The 17,179-nt window shown below is 73.2% G+C and carries 13 protein-coding genes and 1 pseudogene; 10 read left to right on the top strand and 4 right to left on the bottom strand.

The window, feature by feature from the left end:
- The first annotated feature begins 17 nt into the window (after positions 1-17).
- The 5 genes from rimO (at position 18) to ACFYQQ_RS04560 (ending at position 3,903) form a co-directional block, all read left to right on the top strand.
- Positions 18-1,493 (top strand): 30S ribosomal protein S12 methylthiotransferase RimO, encoded by a 1,476-nt coding sequence (gene rimO / locus ACFYQQ_RS04580; protein ID WP_356172456.1) that lies wholly within the window; start codon positions 18-20, stop codon positions 1,491-1,493.
- Positions 1,490-2,197, top strand: a complete 708-nt coding sequence (pgsA, locus tag ACFYQQ_RS04575; RefSeq protein ID WP_355792689.1) for a CDP-diacylglycerol--glycerol-3-phosphate 3-phosphatidyltransferase — start codon at positions 1,490-1,492, stop codon at positions 2,195-2,197. Before rimO ends, pgsA begins: the two co-directional genes overlap by 4 nt.
- A complete protein-coding gene (locus ACFYQQ_RS04570) occupies positions 2,194-2,739 on the top strand; it encodes a CinA family protein (protein WP_355792692.1) in 546 nt (181 codons plus the stop codon). The genes pgsA and ACFYQQ_RS04570 overlap by 4 nt, the downstream gene beginning before the upstream one ends.
- Positions 2,740-2,848: 109 nt before the next feature.
- Positions 2,849-3,226 (top strand): helix-turn-helix domain-containing protein, encoded by a 378-nt coding sequence (locus ACFYQQ_RS04565; RefSeq protein WP_037620346.1) that lies wholly within the window; start codon positions 2,849-2,851, stop codon positions 3,224-3,226.
- 206 nt (positions 3,227-3,432) lie between these two features.
- The gene (locus ACFYQQ_RS04560; RefSeq protein ID WP_355792695.1) at positions 3,433-3,903 is read left to right on the top strand and encodes a DNA starvation/stationary phase protection protein; all 471 of its coding nucleotides are present in this window, start codon (positions 3,433-3,435) and stop codon (positions 3,901-3,903) included.
- A 1,248-nt stretch (positions 3,904-5,151) separates the two neighbouring features.
- On the opposite strand, the gene ACFYQQ_RS04555 is transcribed toward ACFYQQ_RS04560, so the two are convergent.
- From ACFYQQ_RS04555 to ACFYQQ_RS04545, 3 genes are all read right to left on the bottom strand, one after another.
- Positions 5,152-5,913 carry an SDR family NAD(P)-dependent oxidoreductase gene (locus ACFYQQ_RS04555; RefSeq protein WP_355793522.1) on the bottom strand — a complete coding sequence of 254 codons (762 nt, stop codon included), beginning with the start codon at positions 5,911-5,913 and terminating at the stop codon, positions 5,152-5,154.
- An 83-nt stretch (positions 5,914-5,996) separates the two neighbouring features.
- Positions 5,997-6,842, bottom strand: a complete 846-nt coding sequence (locus ACFYQQ_RS04550) for a DNA-formamidopyrimidine glycosylase family protein (RefSeq protein ID WP_355793524.1) — start codon at positions 6,840-6,842, stop codon at positions 5,997-5,999.
- A 51-nt stretch (positions 6,843-6,893) separates the two neighbouring features.
- The gene (locus tag ACFYQQ_RS04545) at positions 6,894-11,963 is read right to left on the bottom strand and encodes an ATP-dependent helicase (protein ID WP_356172443.1); all 5,070 of its coding nucleotides are present in this window, start codon (positions 11,961-11,963) and stop codon (positions 6,894-6,896) included.
- Between the two features lie 98 nt (positions 11,964-12,061).
- On the opposite strand from ACFYQQ_RS04545, the pseudogene ACFYQQ_RS04540 reads away from it, so the two are divergent.
- From ACFYQQ_RS04540 to ACFYQQ_RS04530, 3 genes and pseudogenes are all read left to right on the top strand, one after another.
- Positions 12,062-12,820, top strand: a pseudogene (locus ACFYQQ_RS04540) (AraC family ligand binding domain-containing protein); the annotation flags it as partial.
- Between the two features lie 263 nt (positions 12,821-13,083).
- Positions 13,084-13,836 (top strand): AzlC family ABC transporter permease, encoded by a 753-nt coding sequence (locus ACFYQQ_RS04535; RefSeq protein WP_355782606.1) that lies wholly within the window; start codon positions 13,084-13,086, stop codon positions 13,834-13,836.
- A complete protein-coding gene (locus ACFYQQ_RS04530; protein WP_355782593.1) occupies positions 13,833-14,141 on the top strand; it encodes an AzlD domain-containing protein in 309 nt (102 codons plus the stop codon). Before ACFYQQ_RS04535 ends, ACFYQQ_RS04530 begins: the two co-directional genes overlap by 4 nt.
- 285 nt (positions 14,142-14,426) lie before the next feature.
- Here the strand turns inward: ACFYQQ_RS04530 and ACFYQQ_RS04525 are convergent, their stop codons facing one another.
- Complete coding sequence (locus ACFYQQ_RS04525; RefSeq protein WP_388903359.1) at positions 14,427-15,380, bottom strand: hypothetical protein; 954 nt, start codon at positions 15,378-15,380, stop codon at positions 14,427-14,429.
- 80 nt (positions 15,381-15,460) lie between these two features.
- Between ACFYQQ_RS04525 and ACFYQQ_RS04520 the strand changes: the two genes are divergently transcribed.
- Together ACFYQQ_RS04520 and ACFYQQ_RS04515 are read left to right on the top strand one after the other, a co-directional pair.
- Complete coding sequence (locus ACFYQQ_RS04520) at positions 15,461-15,655, top strand: DUF3046 domain-containing protein (protein WP_355783315.1); 195 nt, start codon at positions 15,461-15,463, stop codon at positions 15,653-15,655.
- Between the two features lie 265 nt (positions 15,656-15,920).
- Positions 15,921-17,177, top strand: coding sequence for an AI-2E family transporter (locus tag ACFYQQ_RS04515; RefSeq protein WP_355783318.1), 1,257 nt, complete (start codon positions 15,921-15,923; stop codon positions 17,175-17,177).
- Positions 17,178-17,179: the final 2 nt, after the last annotated feature.

The following is a 17,179-nucleotide window of genomic DNA, read 5'->3' as shown; positions in this document are numbered from 1 at the left end:
GAAGTAGTCTAGAGCCCATGCCTGAACGCCGTACCGTCGCACTCGTCACCCTTGGCTGCGCCCGTAACGAGGTGGACTCGGAGGAGCTCGCAGGCCGCTTGGAGGCGGACGGCTGGCACCTCGTGGAGGACGCCGAGCAAGCGGACGTCGCCGTCGTCAACACCTGTGGGTTCGTCGAGGCCGCCAAGAAGGACTCCGTGGACGCCCTCCTGGAGGCCAACGATCTCAAGGGGCACGGCAGAACCCAGGCCGTCGTGGCGGTGGGCTGCATGGCCGAGCGGTACGGCAAAGAACTGGCCGAGGCGCTCCCCGAGGCCGACGGCGTGCTCGGCTTCGACGACTACGCCGACATCTCCGACCGCCTCCAGACCATCCTGAACGGCGGCATCCACGCCTCGCACACCCCGCGCGACCGCCGCAAGCTGCTCCCGATCAGCCCGGCCGAGCGGCAGTCCGCCGGCGACGAGGTGGCCCTGCCCGGCCACGGCGCGCCCGCGGACCTGCCGGAGGGCGTCGCCCCGGTCTCCGGCCCCCGTGCGCCCCTGCGCCGCCGCCTGGACGGCTCCCCGGTCGCCTCCGTGAAGCTCGCCTCCGGCTGCGACCGGCGCTGCTCCTTCTGCGCCATCCCGTCCTTCCGCGGCTCCTTCATCTCTCGGCGCCCCAGCGACGTGCTGAACGAGACCCGCTGGCTCGCCGAGCAGGGCGTCAAGGAGGTCATGCTCGTCTCCGAGAACAACACCTCGTACGGCAAGGACCTGGGCGACATCCGCCTCCTGGAGACGATGCTGCCCGAGCTCGCCGCGATCGAGGGCATCGAGCGCGTGCGCGTCAGCTACCTCCAGCCCGCCGAGATGCGCCCCGGGCTCATCGACGTGCTCACGTCGACGCCGAACATCGCGCCCTACTTCGACCTGTCCTTCCAGCACTCCGCCCCCGACGTGCTGCGCTCGATGCGGCGCTTCGGCGACACCGACCGCTTCCTGGAGCTGCTCGACACCATCCGCTCCAAGGCCCCGCAGGCCGGCGTGCGGTCGAACTTCATCGTGGGCTTCCCCGGGGAGACCGAGGCCGACCTGGCGGAGCTGGAGCGCTTCCTCACGGGCGCGCGGCTCGACGCCATCGGTGTGTTCGGCTACTCCGACGAGGACGGCACCGAGGCGGCGACGTACGACAACAAGCTCGACGAGGACGTCGTCGCCGAGCGTCTCGCGCGGGTCTCGCGGCTCGCCGAGGAGCTGGTCGCCCAGCGCGCCGAGGAGCGCGTCGGGGAAAGCCTGCAGGTCCTGGTCGAGTCCATCGACGACGAGGAGGGTGCGGTCGGCCGCGCCGCCCACCAGGCGCCCGAGACGGACGGACAGGTGCTGCTCACGAGCAGCGCGGGTCTGACCGTCGGTCGTATGGTCGAGGCAAAGGTGGTCGGCACGGAAGGTGTCGACCTGGTGGCCGAGCCGCTCCCGGGCTCGTTCGCGGGGACTGAGGAGGCGGGCAGATGACCGGAGCCCCGGCATCCGCGGCGGGCAGTTCCTCCAGCGCGAAAGGCGCGGCCGGTGCGTCCGGCACCCCGGGAGGAACGAAGCCGGTGCGAAAGCTGGGCGCTGCGGCCGTCGACCAGGCCAGCCTCTGGAACGTCGCGAACCTCCTCACCATGCTCCGGCTCGTGCTGGTGCCCGGCTTCGTGGCACTGCTGCTGGCCGACGGCGGGTACGACCCCGTGTGGCGCGCGTGGGCCTGGGCGGCCTTCGCCGTCGCGATGATCACCGACGTCTTCGACGGTCACATCGCCCGCACGTACAACCTGGTCACCGACTTCGGGAAGATCGCCGACCCCATCGCCGACAAGGCGATCATGGGCGCGGCGCTGATCTGTCTGTCCTACCTCGGCGATCTGCCGTGGTGGGTGACGGGGGTGATCCTCGGGCGGGAGCTCGGGATCACCCTGCTGCGTTTCGTGGTGATCCGTTACGGGGTGATTCCCGCGAGCCGCGGCGGCAAGATGAAGACCCTGGCCCAGGGCACCGCCGTCGGCATGTACGTGCTGGCGCTGACGGGGCCGCTGGCGACCCTGAGGTTCTGGATGATGGCCGTGGCGGTCGTCCTGACCGTCGTGACGGGACTCGACTACGTGAGACAGGCCATTGTGCTGCGCCGACAGGGCATCGCCGCCCGTCAGGCGTCCGCCGAGGAGGCGGAGCGGTGAGTTCCACGGCCGCTGACGTGCTGCGACTACTCACGGTGAGAGGCGAGACGCTCGCCGTCGCCGAATCGCTCACCGGTGGCCTGGTGGCAGCGGAGATCACAGGGACGCCCGGGGCGTCGAAGGCCTTCCGGGGTTCCGTGACCGCGTACGCCACCGAGCTCAAGCACGCGCTGCTCGGGGTCGACGCCACTCTGCTGGCCGAGCGCGGCGCGGTGGATCCGCAGGTCGCGGCGCAGATGGCGGCCGGCGTGCGCAAGGCGCTCGGTGCGGACTGGGGGATCGCCACCACCGGCGTAGCGGGCCCCGATTCCCAGGACGGGCAGCCGGTCGGTACCGTTTTCGTCGCCGTCGACGGACCGGCGACGGCGGAATCCGCGGCCGATGTTGGCGGGAAAGTGGCCTCACTGCGGTTGAACGGCGGTCGGGCGGAAATTCGTATGGAGAGTGTACGGAGCGTACTCGCGCTGCTCCTGGAGGAGCTCGCGGGCGAACAGACCGGAAACGAGCTGGCACAGGATACGGAACAGAACGGGGGGACTTGATGTTTGCAGCCCTGAGTAAACACGACATCGCTCCCCGCACGGCCGCGGCGCGAGGCGGTACGGTGGGGCGTGAAGGATGCGGCTACGCGGTCCGAGGAGGGAGCCACCGATGATTCTGCTCCGTCGCCTGCTGGGTGACGTGCTGCGTCGGCAGCGCCAGCGCCAGGGCCGTACTCTGCGCGAAGTCTCCTCGTCCGCCCGAGTCTCACTCGGCTATCTCTCCGAGGTGGAGCGGGGGCAGAAGGAGGCATCCTCCGAGCTGCTCTCCGCGATCTGCGACGCGCTTGACGTACGGATGTCCGAGCTCATGCGGGAAGTGAGCGATGAACTCGCCCTCGCCGAGCTGGCACAGTCGGCTGCGGCCACCGAACCGGTGCCCGCACCGGTGCGTCGCCCGATGCTCAATTCCGTGTCCGTGACCGGTGTGCCACCGGAACGGGTCACGATCAAGGCACCTGCCGAGGCGGTCGACGTCGTCGCGGCCTAGCGTCCACGGCCTCGCGGTCCTGGACTGAACCACGTACACGAGAGCCCCGGCCGGGGCTTCTCCGGGGAGACCCGGAGGGGACCGGCCGGGGCTCTCGTGTTTCCGCGTACCCCGTGCCACCCCGTTTGCCGGTGTGTTCCCCGGCGGTCATGGTGGAGAGGCGGTGGCTCGGGGCCGTAGCGAATGATCTTGAATCGGAGGATTCGATGTACGTGGTGAAGAGCCCGTTGTCCGACTCGGACCTGAAGATCGTGGCCGAGGCACTGCAGGGCGCCCTGGTCGACCTGGTGGACCTCTCCCTGGTGGCCAAGCAGGTCCACTGGAACGTCGTCGGACCGCGCTTCCGTTCCGTCCACCTCCAACTGGACGACGTCGTGGCCAGCGCGCGGCTGCACTCCGACACGGTGGCCGAACGCGCCTCCGCGCTGGGCGTCTCGCCCGACGGACGCGCCGCGACGGTCGCCGCCGGCAGCGGCATCGGCGCCGTGGCCGACGGCTGGGTCAAGGACGCGGACGCCGTGGGCAGGCTGGTCGACGCGCTGGGCGCGGTCATCACACGGATGCGGGAGCGCGTGAAGGCGACCGAGAGCCCGGACCCGGTCAGCCAGGACATCCTCATCGGCATCACCGCGGATCTGGAGAAGCACCACTGGATGTTCCAGGCGGAGAACGGCTGAGGCCCGAGTGAGGGTCAGGCGGGCCGGACCACCGGGGGCCGCCGAGGGCTGCATACCGCGACGTGCGGTGCCGTGGCGTGGCCGGCGCGGGCGGCGGGCCGCGCCGGACCGTGGGCGGGGCGCGTGGCGGGCGCGCGGCCCCGGACGCGGGGCGCCCGGCGGGGCACGGCCCCGAGATCCCGGCAGGGTGAGGCGTGTGTGTGCGTGCGGTGCGCCTCTGTGCCGGTGGTGCGCCCTCCCTGCCGCCTCGAGCGGCGGTCTAGCGTCGGGCTGGAGGTGGCAGACCATGGCAGGGCGGACGGCGCGCTGGGGGGCGACGCTGACGCTGGGGGCGCTGTGGTGGTGGGGGATCCTCCGGCTCGCGCTGGCTCCCGACGCAGGGGTGTGGGAGGGGGCTGTCGCGGCCGGAGGGTGGGGGCTGAGCCTGCTGCCCGTGCATTGCGTGCCGAAGGCGCGGGCTGCCCGGGCCGTGGACTCGGACCAGCGGGCGATGCGGAGTCTTCGCCTCGCGGGGATATGGCGACGCGGGTCCGGTGAGGAGCGGGGACGGGGGGTGTAGCGAGGGGGCGCGACTTCGGGGGACGGGGGCGCGGGGCGACGGGGTGCGCCGATGCCGGGATGCCGTGCGACGGAGGGGTGGGCTGCGGAGCCGCCTCTTCGTGCGGGGGTGCCGGTGGGTGCGTGGGGCCTCGGGGTGCGCTGATGCCGGGATGTCCTGTGGCGGAGGGGTGGGCTGCGGAGCCGCTCTTCCGGCAAGGGGGCTGGTGGGTGCGCTGGGGCGGCGTCGAGGGGCGCCGTTCGCGAGGGTTGGGCGCGGTGTGGGTCGCACCGCGCCGGCTCGCGTGTGTGCCGTACTCGGGGGGCCCGGTCCCTCGTACGGGGATGGCGCAGGGGCGCTTGGCCGTTGTCGTGCGCGGCGTACGAGGTGGGTGATGCGCCGGGTTCTGTGAGGCTGGTCCGGGCGTGCCCTTGTCAGGGGGCAGTTGTGTAACTCCTGGACAGGCAGATCGCGGCGTGGGGCCTGCTGCTTGCCGTGGGCGTGTGGGCGGGTTGTGCGCGTTCCCGTCGTCGTCGGCGCGGGAGTGGTCCCTGGTCTCCACGGGAACGCGACGCTGCCGTTGAACGCGACTCCTGGGCGGGCAGCATGTCGCGCGGTGCATGACGCTTGCTGTCAACGGCATGGGCGGGCTTTGCGTGCTCCCGCCGGTGCGGGGCCGGGGTGGTACGGGGCGCGCGGGGCGGGCTGAGTCACCACGGCATCGCGACGCCGCCGTTCGGGCGGAGGATCTGGCCGGTGGTGAACGACGACGCGTCCGAGGCGAGGTGAAGCACCGCATGGGCGACGTCCTGGGGCTCGCCGACCCGGCCGAGCGGTGACCGCCGGGCCATGAGCGCCTCGGTGTGCGCCTGGGCCTCCCCGTGGCGCTGGGTCATGGGGGTGCGGACCCAGCCGGGGGCCACGGCGTTCACGCGGATCCCGTGCGGGCCGACCTCCGTCGCCAGCGTCTTTGTCAGCTGCACGACGGCCGCCTTCGAGGCGCCGTAGCAGAGCAGACCGGGGCCGCCGGTGTCCACGGCGCCCGAGGCCATCGTGACGATGCTGCCCCGCACCTGCCGCGCGATCATGTGGCGGGCCGCCGCCTGACAGGCGTACAGCACGCCCTTGAAGTTGACGCCCAGCACCCGGTCGAGATCCTCGTCCCGGGTCTCCAGGACCGGGCTGCTGTGCATGATCCCGGCGACCGCCGCCATCACGTCGAGGCGCTCGCAGGACTCCATGGCCTGCTGGAGCCCGGCCGGGTCCGTCACGTCGAGGTGATGGGTGCGGGCCGTACCGCCCTCGTCCTTGATCAGGGCCGCCGTCTCGTGCAGGCCCTGCTCGTCACGGTCCGCGCAGCGCACCTCGGCCCCCGCGCGGGCGAGCAGGACGGCGCAGGCCCGCCCGATGCCGCCGGCGGCTCCCGTGACGAACGCCGTGCGTCCGGTGAGGTCGTACGCCTTCAGGGCCATGTGACGACGGTACGAGCATTTCTGACGGGTCGTCAATTAGTCGTGCGGGGTGGCATTCCGGCCGTTCCGCGACGGGGTCCGGGTCAGCGGGGCACGCTGCGCGACGTCGGTCCCGCGGTCCTGGGGGCCGTGCCGGGCGGTGTGGGGCCGGGCTGGCAGGACGGGCACCAGTAGGTGGGCCGCTCGCGCGAGCCGTCGCCCTGTTCGGCCACGAGGATGCGCGTCCCGCACCGCAGACAGCGGCGGCCCGCGCGGCCGTACACGAACAACTTCTGCTCGGGGCGGCCCGTGGTCACGCGGTTCGGGCGGTCCCGGTTGACCTGGAGGAGCTTCTGGGCCAGCGGGGTCAGCAGGGCGGCGCGGTCCGCGGGGAGTTCGCCGACGGGGAGCCAGGGAGTGACGCCGAGGAGAAAGCACAGCTCGCTCTTGTAGACGTTGCCGATACCGGCGAGGTTGCGCTGGTCGAGCAGGGCTTCGCCGAGGGCTCGGTCGGGGTCGCGCCGCAGGTTGGCCAGCGCCTTGTCGGGGTCCCAGTCGGGGCCCAGGAGGTCCGGGCCGAGGTGGCCGACGGCCCGCTCCTCGTCGGCGGTGCGCAGCAGCTCCAGTACGGGGAGGCGGTAACCGACGGCCGTGCGGTCGGCGTTGCCGAGGATGGCGCGGATCTGGTGGTCGGGACCGCCGGTCCAGCGGCGGCCGTTCTCGAACACCTTCCAGGAGCCGTCCATCCGCAGGTGCGAGTGGAGCGTCAGGCCGCCCTCGATGCGGGTGAGGAGGTGTTTGCCGCGCGGCGTCACGTCCAGGACGGTGCGGCCGGTGAGGTCGGCTGTGGCGAACTTGGGCACGCGCAGGTCGGAGCGGATCAGCACGGTGCCCGCGAGGGCGGTGTGCAGTCGCTTCGCGGCCATCCAGACGGTGTCTCCTTCGGGCATGGGTTCAAGGGTCGCACGGGTTCGAGGGGTTCGCCGGAGGCGTCGGCCCGCTCACGCGCGGATCCGCAGGCCGCGCGGGGTCGCGATGAACCCCGCCGCTTCGAGGAGCGTGCCGAGTGGGGCGGTGAGCGCGGAGGCGCCGTTCACCCTCTCCACGGTGACCGTGCCGAGGGAGCCCGCGCGGGCCGCCAGGGACAGGGCCTCCGCGGCCGACCGCAGGCGGGGGTCGTCGGTGACCTCGGAATCGGGGGTGGAGGGCCAGGCGAGCAGCGTCTTGCCGCCCCGCTCCATGTAGAGCGTCAGCTCGCCGTCGACCAGGACGACGAGGGAACCAGCCTTGCGGCCCGGTTTGTGGCCGGCGCCGGTGGGGGGCTCGGGCCAGGACAGCGCCGCGCCGTAGGCGTTCGCGGGGTCGGCGGCCGCGAGGACCACGGCCCGGCTGGTGCCGTTGGACCGGGAGCGGCCGCCTGGGGCGCCGCCTCTCGGGGAGGCGCCGTTCGCCCACCCGCGGTTCCCGGTCGGGCGGCCCGGACGTCCCGAGCGGGGACCGGTGGCGAAGGGGTCGGAGCCGTTCCGCGAGCCGAAGTCGCCGGGGAAGGGGAAGTCGTCCGAGGTACCGTCGCCGTCGCCGGGCAATCGGAAGTCGCTCGCCGCGCCGGAGCCGTCGAGGAAGCCGGCGCCCGGGGGTGTGCCGAAGTCGGCGGGGGAGCTGCGGGAATCGCTGCCGTCCACCGTGGGTACGGCGGGGCCGCGCCCCGTCTCTGCGGGGAACTCGGACCCGAAGTCCGGGGCGCCCCGCGATCCCGTGAAGTCGGGCTGGAAGCCGGGGTCCGCTGCGGGGAACGGCGACGAGAAGCCCTCCGCGGGCAGGGCTTCGCCCCGGTCCCGTGCGTTCGCCGCCGCGCGCAGGCGGTCCACCGCGCCGTCCATCGCGAACTGCGCGGCGCCGAGGCCCTCCACCACGTAACCGCGACGGGCCTGGCCGGTCTCCTCGAAGGCGGACAGGATGCGGTACACCGCCGAGAAGCCGCCCTCGACACCCTCCGCGGCGACGGCGCCCCGGGTCACCACTCCGTGGCGGTCGAGCAGGGTGCGGGCCAGCGCGTGGGCGCGCACGGTGGGGTCGGGTTCCCGCTCGGGCAGCAGCGACCACCGGCCGGCGACGGTCGGAGGTCCCGTACGGGACTGGGAGCGCGCCGCGGCCGTCAACGAGCCGTACCTTCCGCGCGGGACGGCACGCTTCGCGCGGTGCGCCGTGGATCCGGCGGTGCGCCCCGAGCCCAGGAGGGCGCGCATCGGCGCCAGGGTGTCGTTCGTCAGGCGGCCGGACCAGGCCAGGTCCCAGACCGCTTCGGCCAGTTGGGGGTCGGTGGCGTCGGGGTGCGTGGTGGCGCGGACCTGATCGGCGATCTGACGGAAGAACAGGCCGTAGCCCCCGGAGAGGGTGTCCAGGACGGACTGGTGCAGTGCCGTCAGCTCCAGCGGGTGCGCCGGCGGCAGGAGGAGCGGGGCCGCGTCGGCGAGGTAGAGCGAGACCCAGCCGTCCTTGCCGGGCAGGGCGCCGGCGCCGGCCCAGACGAGCTCTCCGGCCGCGGTGAGCTCGTCGAGCATCGCGGGCGTGTAGTTCGAGACGCGGGACGGGAGGACCAGCTTCTCCAGGGCGGACGCGGGCACGGACGCACCCTGCAACTGCTCGACGGCACGCACCAGTCCGTCGACCCCGCGCAGGCCGTGCCCGCTGTCGACGTGCTGCCACTGGGGGAGGAACTGCGCGAGCGCGGCGGGCGGCACCGGCTCCAGCTCGTGGCGCAGGGCGGCCAGGGACCGGCGGCGCAGGCGGCGCAGGACGGCCGCGTCGCACCACTCCTGGCCGATGCCCGCTGGATGGAACTCACCCTGTACGACACGTCCGTTGGCCGCGAGCCGCTGGAGCGCTCCCTCGGTGACGGCCGTGCCGAGTCCGAAGCGGGCCGCCGCCGCGTGCGACGTGAACGGGCCGTGCGTGCGCGCGAACCGGGCGAGGAGGTCGCCCAGCGGGTCCTTGACCGGTTCGGTGAAGGCCTCCGGGACACCGACGGGCAGGGCCGTGCCCAGCGCGTCGCGCAGCCGGCCGGCGTCCTCGATCGCCGCCCAGTGCTCGGCACCGGCGATCCTGACCTTGATGGCGCGGCGGGCCCCGGCCAGCTCCTGGGCCCACTGCGGCTCGGCGCCGCGCTCGGCCAGCTCGGCGTCCGTGAGCGGGCCCAGTACGCGCAGCAGGTCGGCGACGCCCTCCACGTCCTTGATCCGGCGGTCGTCGGTGAGCCACTGGAGCTCCCGCTCCAGCTCGGTCAGGACGTCGGCGTCGAGCAGCTCGCGCAGCTCCGCCTGCCCCAGCAGCTCCGCCAGCAGCCGCGAGTCCAGCGACAGGGCGGCGGCGCGCCGCTCGGCGAGCGGCGAGTCACCCTCGTACAGGAACTGCGCGACGTACCCGAAGAGCAGGGAGCGGGCGAACGGCGACGGCTCCGGGGTGGTGACCTCCACCAGGCGCACCTTGCGCGACTCGATGTCGCCCATCAGCTCCGTGAGGCCCGGTACGTCGAAGACGTCCTGGAGGCATTCGCGGACCGCCTCCAGGACGATGGGGAACGAACCGAACTCGCTCGCCACCTGGAGCAGTTGGGCCGCGCGTTGGCGCTGCTGCCACAGCGGAGTGCGCTTGCCCGGACTGCGGCGGGGCAGCAGCAGCGCGCGGGCCGCGCACTCGCGGAACCGGGACGCGAAGAGGGCCGACCCGCCGACCTGGTCGGTGACCACCTGGTCGACCTCGCCCTTGTCGAAGACGACGTCCGCGGCGCCGACGGGCGCCTGCTCCGCGTCGTACTCCCGGCCGAGCTTGACGGGCTCCTGGTCGAGGAGGTCCATGCCCATCAGGTCGGCGTCGGGCAGCCGCAGCACGATGCCGTCGTCGGCGTGCATCACCTGGGCGTCCATGCCGTACCGCTCGGAGAGCTTGGCGCCGAGCGCGAGCGCCCAGGGGGCGTGCACCTGGGCGCCGAAGGGGGAGTGCACGACGACCCGCCAGTCGCCCAGCTCGTCACGGAACCGCTCGACGACGATCGTGCGGTCGTCCGGGATGTGCCCGCAGGCCTCGCGCTGCTCGGACAGGTACGACAGCACGTTGTCAGCGGCCCAGTCGTCGAGCCCGGCGGCGAGGAGCCGCACCCGGGCGTCGTCCTTGGACAGCGAGCCGACCTCGCGCAGGAACGCGCCGAGCGCGCGGCCCAGTTCGAGGGGGCGGCCCAGCTGGTCGCCCTTCCAGAACGGCAGCCGGCCGGGGACACCGGGCGCGGGCGAGACGAGGACGCGGTCGCGGGTGATGTCCTCGATGCGCCAGGAGCTGGTGCCCAGCGTGAAGACGTCGCCGACCCGGGACTCGTAGACCATCTCCTCGTCGAGCTCGCCGACCCGGCCGCCGCCCTTCTTGGGGTCGGAGCCCGCGAGGAAGACGCCGAAGAGACCGCGGTCGGGGATCGTGCCCCCGGAGGTGACGGCGAGGCGCTGGGCACCGGGGCGGCCGGTGATCGTGCCGGCGACCCGGTCCCACACCACGCGCGGACGCAGCTCCGCGAAGGCGTCCGACGGATAGCGGCCCGCGAGCATGTCGAGCACGGCGGTGAACGCCGACTCCGGGAGCGCCGCGAAGGGGGCGGCACGGCGCACCGTGGCCAGGAGGTCGTCGAACTGCCAGGTGTCGAGGGCGGTCATCGCGACGATCTGCTGGGCCAGCACGTCCAGTGGGTTGGCCGGGACCCGGAGGGACTCGATCGAGCCGGTGCGCATCCGCTCGGTGACGACGGCGGCCTGGACGAGGTCGCCCCGGTACTTCGGGAAGACGACACCCGTGGAGACCGCGCCCACCTGGTGTCCGGCGCGGCCCACGCGCTGCAGGCCGGAGGCCACGGACGGCGGGGACTCCACCTGGACGACCAGGTCCACCGCTCCCATGTCGATGCCGAGTTCCAGACTGGACGTGGCGACCACCGCGGGCAGGCGGCCGGCCTTGAGGTCCTCCTCGACGAGGGCGCGCTGCTCCTTGGAGACGGAACCGTGGTGGGCGCGCGCGATGACCGTGGGGGCGCCCTGCGCCGCACCCGAGCCGCCCATCAGCTCCGCTGGCGAGTGGTGCTCCTCCAGGGTCTCGCCGGTGGCCCGCTCGTAGGCGATCTCGTTGAGCCGGTTGCACAGGCGCTCCGCCAGGCGGCGCGAGTTCGCGAACACGATCGTCGACCGGTGGGACAGGACGAGGTCGGTGATCCGCTCCTCGACGTGCGGCCAGATGGAGGGCTTCTCGGCTCCCTCCTTGCCGTCGGAGGCCGGGGAACCGCCCAGCTCGCCGAGGTCCTCGACCGGGACGACGACGGAGAGGTCGAACTCCTTGCCCGACGGCGGCTGGACGATCTCCACCTTGCGGCGCGGCGAGAGATAGCGTGCCACCTCGTCCACCGGGCGCACCGTGGCCGACAGGCCGATGCGGCGGGCGGGCCTGGGCAGCAGTTCGTCCAGGCGCTCCAGGGAGAGCGCCAGGTGCGCCCCGCGCTTCGTGCCCGCGACGGCGTGCACCTCGTCCAGGATCACCGTCTCGATGCCGGTCAGCGCGTCGCGCGTGGCCGATGTGAGCATCAGGAACAGCGACTCCGGGGTCGTGATCAGGATGTCCGGCGGGCGGGTGGACAGGGCGCGGCGCTCCGCGGGAGGGGTGTCACCGGAGCGGATGCCCACCTTCACCTCCGGCTCGGGCAGGCCGAGCCGGACCGCCTCCTGCCGGATACCGGTCAGCGGGCTGCGCAGATTGCGCTCCACGTCGACCGCGAGGGCCTTGAGCGGTGACACGTACAGCACCCGGCAGCGCTTCTTCGGGTCGGCCGGCGGCGGGGTCGACGCCAGCTGGTCCAGCGCGGCGAGGAAGGCGGCCAGTGTCTTGCCGGAACCGGTCGGGGCGACCACCAGCACGTCCGAGCCCTCACGGGTCGCCTGCCACGCCCCGGCCTGGGCCGCGGTGGGCGCGGAGAAGGCCCCCGTGAACCAGCCGCGGGTCGCGGGGGAGAAGCCCTCGAGGGCTCGATGTGCAGAGCTCGCCATGCGTCCATCCTGCACCCGGCCACTGACATCGCGCCTGACCTGCGGAAACGAGGAGCGGTGCGGCGGCGGGAGAAGGGCGGGGCGAGGGCTGGCGCAGAATGGAGTGCATGGCGGGTTCCGGGGAGCGGGCACGGCACTGGCAGTACGCGGAGCTGCCCGGTGTCGACCTGCTGCGCGCCAGCTACGTCGAGAAGATCTTCGTTCGGCACACCCACGAGAACTTCGTGATCGCCGCCATCTCCGAGGGCGTCGAGGTCTTCCACCACGGCGGCGCCGACCAGTACGCGGGCCCTGGCTCCCTGGCGCTGGTCAATCCGGAGACCCCGCACACGGGCCGCGCGGGCGTCCCCGAGGGCTGGCGGTACGGAGCCGTGTACCCGTCGCCGGACCTGGTGGCCGAGATCGCCGCGGAGACCACCCGGATCCACGGCACGCCCGGCTTCACCAGCCCCGTACTGGACGATCCGTACGCCGCCCGCCTGGTCCACCAGGTGCTCCGGGCGGCCGACGAGGGCAACGCGCTCGCCGCCGACACGCTCCTGCGGGTGGCCGTCACCCGGCTGCTGCGGCTGAACGGCGGGCCGATGCCGCGCCGCGCGGTACGCACCGCGGGCGCCCGGATCGCGGCACGCGCGCGTGCCGTGCTCGAGGAGCGCATGGCCGACCCGCCGTCCCTGGAGCGGCTCGCCGCCGACCTCGGTGCCGGTCCGTTCGCGCTGCTGCGTGCCTTCCGGGACACCTACGGGATGCCGCCCCACACCTGGCTGACTGACGCCCGGGTACGGCGCGCACGGCACCTCCTGGACGCCGGTACCGCCCCCGTGGAGGCCGCCGTCGCGGTCGGCTTCACCGACCAGCCGCATCTCAACCGCCACTTCACCCGGATCGTGGGGGTGCCGCCGGGCGCGTACCAGCGCGAGCGCCTGAAGGCGGGCGAAGGCGTGCGGGACCAGCGGAGCGACGGGCCGCGCAAGAACGTACAAGACCCGCCGGACGGTCTTCTCCTACCGTCGGGGGCGTGGGAGAACAGCCAGCAACCGCAGACGCACGCGACCAGGACCGACCCGGCGGCCGGACCCGACGGGACGGAGACGCGGAGGACACCCGGGGAGCGCGGGACATCCACGCCACGCAGGACGACCGGGACACAGGCGGGGACGGACGGCAGGCGGGGAAACCCGACGCCGCCGTCGTACGAGACGCACTCGGAGTCGGGGTCGCCGTCGGCCTGTCCGGTTTCGCCTTCGGGGTGACCTCGGCGGGCAGCGGGCTGACACTGCTGCAGACCTGCGCACTCAGCCTCCTGGTGTTCACCGGCGCCTCCCAGTTCGCGCTGGTGGGCGCGCTGGCCGCCGGAGGCAACCCGCTGACGGCGGCGGCCGGAGCGTTCTTCCTGGGCGTGCGGAACGCCTTCTACGGGCTCCGTCTGTCGCAGCTGCTGGCCCTCCCGCGCGCGTTGCGGCCGTTCGCCGCGCAGTGGGTCATCGACGAGACCACCGCCGTGGCGCTCGCCCAGCCCACGCGGCGCAGCGTCCGTATCGGCTTCACCGTCACCGGACTCACGCTCTACGTGCTGTGGAACCTGACGACGCTGCTCGGCGCGATGGGAGCCGAGGCCATCGGTGACACCGACGCCTGGGGGCTGGACGCCGCCGGTCCGGCGGTCTTCCTCGCGCTCCTCGCGCCGATGCTGAAGTCCGGTACCGAGCGCGCGGTGGCGGGCGTCGCCGTCGTCCTGGGACTCGGCCTGCTCCCGGTCCTGCCCGCCGGTGTGCCCGTCCTGGTGGCCGCGCTGGCCGCCCCCGCCGTCCTGTGGGCGACCGGCCGCCGGAGGATGACCGAGACCGGCGAAGAACGGAAGGAAGACCGTTGAACATCTGGATCGCGATCGGCGCCACCGCCGTCGGCTGCTACCTCGTCAAACTCGTCGGACTGCTGGTCCCCGCGGGCGTCCTGGAACGGCCCCTCGTCCAGCGCCTCGCGGCGCTCCTGCCGGTCGCCCTGCTCGCCGCCCTCACGGCCCAGCAGACCTTCGCGGACGGGCGCGCGCTGGTGCTGGACGCCAAGGCCGCCGGACTCGCGGCGGCCGCGGTGGCCCTGATCCTGCGTGCGCCCTTCCTGCTCGTCGTGCTTGTGGCGGTGGCGGTGACGGCCGGAGTGCGGGCGGTGACGGGCTGACGCGGCGGGGGTGGCGGCCGTGCGGGCCGGCCGGCAGGGCGGCCGGGGTGGCGGTCCGCCGCCGTGTTCGGCCTCGGCCTCGGGGCCGGCTACGGCGCCCGATCGCCGCTCCGCTCGACTTGAGTCCTTGGGGTCGGTCACGGCTGCCGATCCCCGCCATGCTCGGCCTCTCGCCTCTCGCCTCTCGCCTCTCGGCCTCCGGTCCGCTCGTCGAGCGGCGGCACCGCGCCTACGCCGGGACGGCCTCGCCCCCTCGGCGGACGAGGCCGTCGCCCACCGGCGCGGTCAGCTCAACGGCCGTCCGTACGCGCGCAGCGTGCGCAACGCCTCGATCGTCACCATGGGGCGGCACTCCAGGGCCGTTCCCGGGGCCCACTGGCGCCAGCGGACCGGCCAGCCGCCGTCCTCCCGCTGCTCGCTCGTCAGATGGTCCAGTGAGCGGGCCATCTCGTCGTCGGTGAACCACGCGCGCGCGAGGGAGTCCGGCGTCCGCGCGTAGTCGTACGGGAAGTGGTGCTCGCCGGGCGCGTAACCGGGCGCCACCGGGTACGCGTCCGGCCTGGCCGGATCCAGCACCGCGAGCCGCTGCTCGCGCGTCAGGCGGCCCAGCCGGTCGGCGGCGGCCTCCGCGCGCGAGCGGTCGGGTGCCGCGTCCAGGAAGGCGACCGCGGCCTCGATCTCGTACGGGTGGGACTTCTCCAGGGACTCCACGGCCTGCCAGCAGAAGTCGGTGGCCCGGAACAGCCAGGCGTGCCACACCTCGTTGCGGTGCAGCAGGCCCACCACGGGCCCGGTGGCCAGCAGATCGCTCGGCGGGTCGTCCACCACCGGCACGAACGGGGCCGCCGGATAGCCGCGCTGGCTGGGATGGATCGCGGGCAGGGCACCGTCCGGCGTCGACACGGAGGTCAGATAGCGGCACACGCGCTCCACCCGCTGTCCGCCGCACCGCCCGATGGAGTCGAGCACGCGCAGCGCGTGCGCGGTGTGCAGCGGCTGGCTCGCGGGACCGCGCAGGTCGGGTTCGAGCGCGTGACCGTACCCGCCGTCCTCGTTGCGGTACGCGGCCAGCGCGGTCTCCACCGCGTCCGCGTTCCCGTCGCCGTCGTCGAGGAAGTGGTACGCGAAACGCCGCTGCTCCAGCACGCGCGCGGTGAGCCAGACGAAGTGCTCGGCGCGCGAGAGCGGGGTCCGCGCCGGGGGCGTCGGGGGGAGTGGGGATGCTCCGTTTTCGGCCATGGGTCAGACCGTAGGGCGGAAAGCGTTTCCGGCAAGGGGTACCGGCCGGGGCCCACCCTCAGGGGCGGGATACTGGTGTCATGCGGTTGACGGTCTTCTGGCAGCGGATGGCGGATCACTTCGGGGCGGGGTACGCCGACACCTTCGCGCGCGATCACGTGATGACGGAACTCGGCGGGCGCACGGTGCAGGAGGCACTGGACGCGGGCTGGGAGGCCAAAGACGTGTGGCGGGTGGTCTGCACGGCCATGAACGTGCCGCACGAGAACCGCTGACACATCGGGAGCGGAACCCGGGCAGGACCGTGGAGCCTGGCGGACGGCGGACGGCGGACGGCGGACGGCGGACGGCGGGCGGGGATGGCGGACTCGGCACTAGTACCGGCACCAGTGCCGGCGTCGGCACCGGCGTCGGAACCGGCGTCGGAACCCGGCAGCCGGGAGTCCGCGAGGCCCCGAGACCCGGCCCCCTGAGCCGCTGAAGGGTCACGAGATCGGACGAGTGGAGCCGATTGTCGGTGGTGTGGGCGAGACTTGCTCCGTGGCCCCGACAGACGAGACCTCGCAGGTCGCCCAGCACCCGTCGCCGTTCGGTACGACGCCGCCCGCAGGCCCTCCGGCCGGGGACGCCGCCGGACGGGGTGGACGTATGCCCAGCTGGCTGCCGCGCGCCATGGTGCTCGCCCTCGCCCTCATCGCCGTCTTCCAGTTGGGCAGTTGGGCGTTCCACCAGCTCACCGGCCTGCTGATCAACATCCTGATCGCGTTCTTCCTGGCGCTCGCCATCGAGCCCGCGGTGAGCTGGATGGCCGGGCACGGGATGCGCAGGGGGCTCGCGACCTTCCTCGTCTTCCTCGGCGCGATGGTCGTGGCCGCCGGTTTCGTCACACTCCTGGGCTCGATGCTCGCCGGTCAGATCATCAAGATGGTCGAGAGCTTCCCGGAGTACCTCGACTCGGTCATCAACTGGATCAACGCGACCTTCCACACCGACCTCAGACGGGTGGACATCCAGGACAGCCTGGTCCACTCGGACTGGCTGCGGAAGTACGTGCAGAACAGCGCCACGGGCGTCCTGGACGTGTCCGCGCAGGTGCTGGGCGGCCTCTTCCAGCTGCTGACGATCGCGCTGTTCTCGTTCTACTTCGCCGCCGACGGGCCGCGGCTGCGACGCGCGCTCTGCTCCGTGCTCCCGCCCGCCCGGCAGGCCGAGGTGCTGCGCGCCTGGGAGATCGCCGTCGACAAGACCGGCGGTTACCTGTACTCGCGCGGTCTGATGGCGCTGGTCTCGGGCGTCGCGCACTACGTCCTCCTCCAGGCCCTGGGTATCCCCTACGCGCCCGTGCTCGCGGTCTGGGTCGGCCTGGTGTCCCAGTTCATCCCCACCATCGGCACCTATCTCGCGGGCGCCCTGCCGATGCTGATCGCGTTCACGGTCAATCCCTGGTACGCGCTGTGGGTGCTGCTCTTCGTCGTGATCTACCAGCAGTTCGAGAACTACGTACTGCAACCCAAGCTGACCTCGAAGACCGTGGACATCCACCCCGCGGTCGCCTTCGGCTCGGTCATCGCGGGCACCGCGCTCCTCGGTGCCGTCGGCGCGCTCGTCGCCATCCCGGCGGTCGCCACGCTCCAGGCGTTCCTGGGCGCGTACGTGAAGCGGTACGACGTCACGGACGACCCGCGGGTCCACGGGCACCGGGGGCGCAGACCGGGCAGCCTCCTGAGACGCGCGCGCGGGCTGCGGACCCGGCGGGAGACGGGGGAGAAGGAGGAGACGGAGTCCGGGGACGAGTAGTC

It is taken from the genome of Streptomyces sp. NPDC005496 (assembly GCF_042872045.1).
GTDB lineage: Bacteria > Actinomycetota > Actinomycetes > Streptomycetales > Streptomycetaceae > Streptomyces.
Note: the sequence above shows the minus strand (reverse complement) of the source record. Positions and strands in the feature narration are given on the sequence as shown.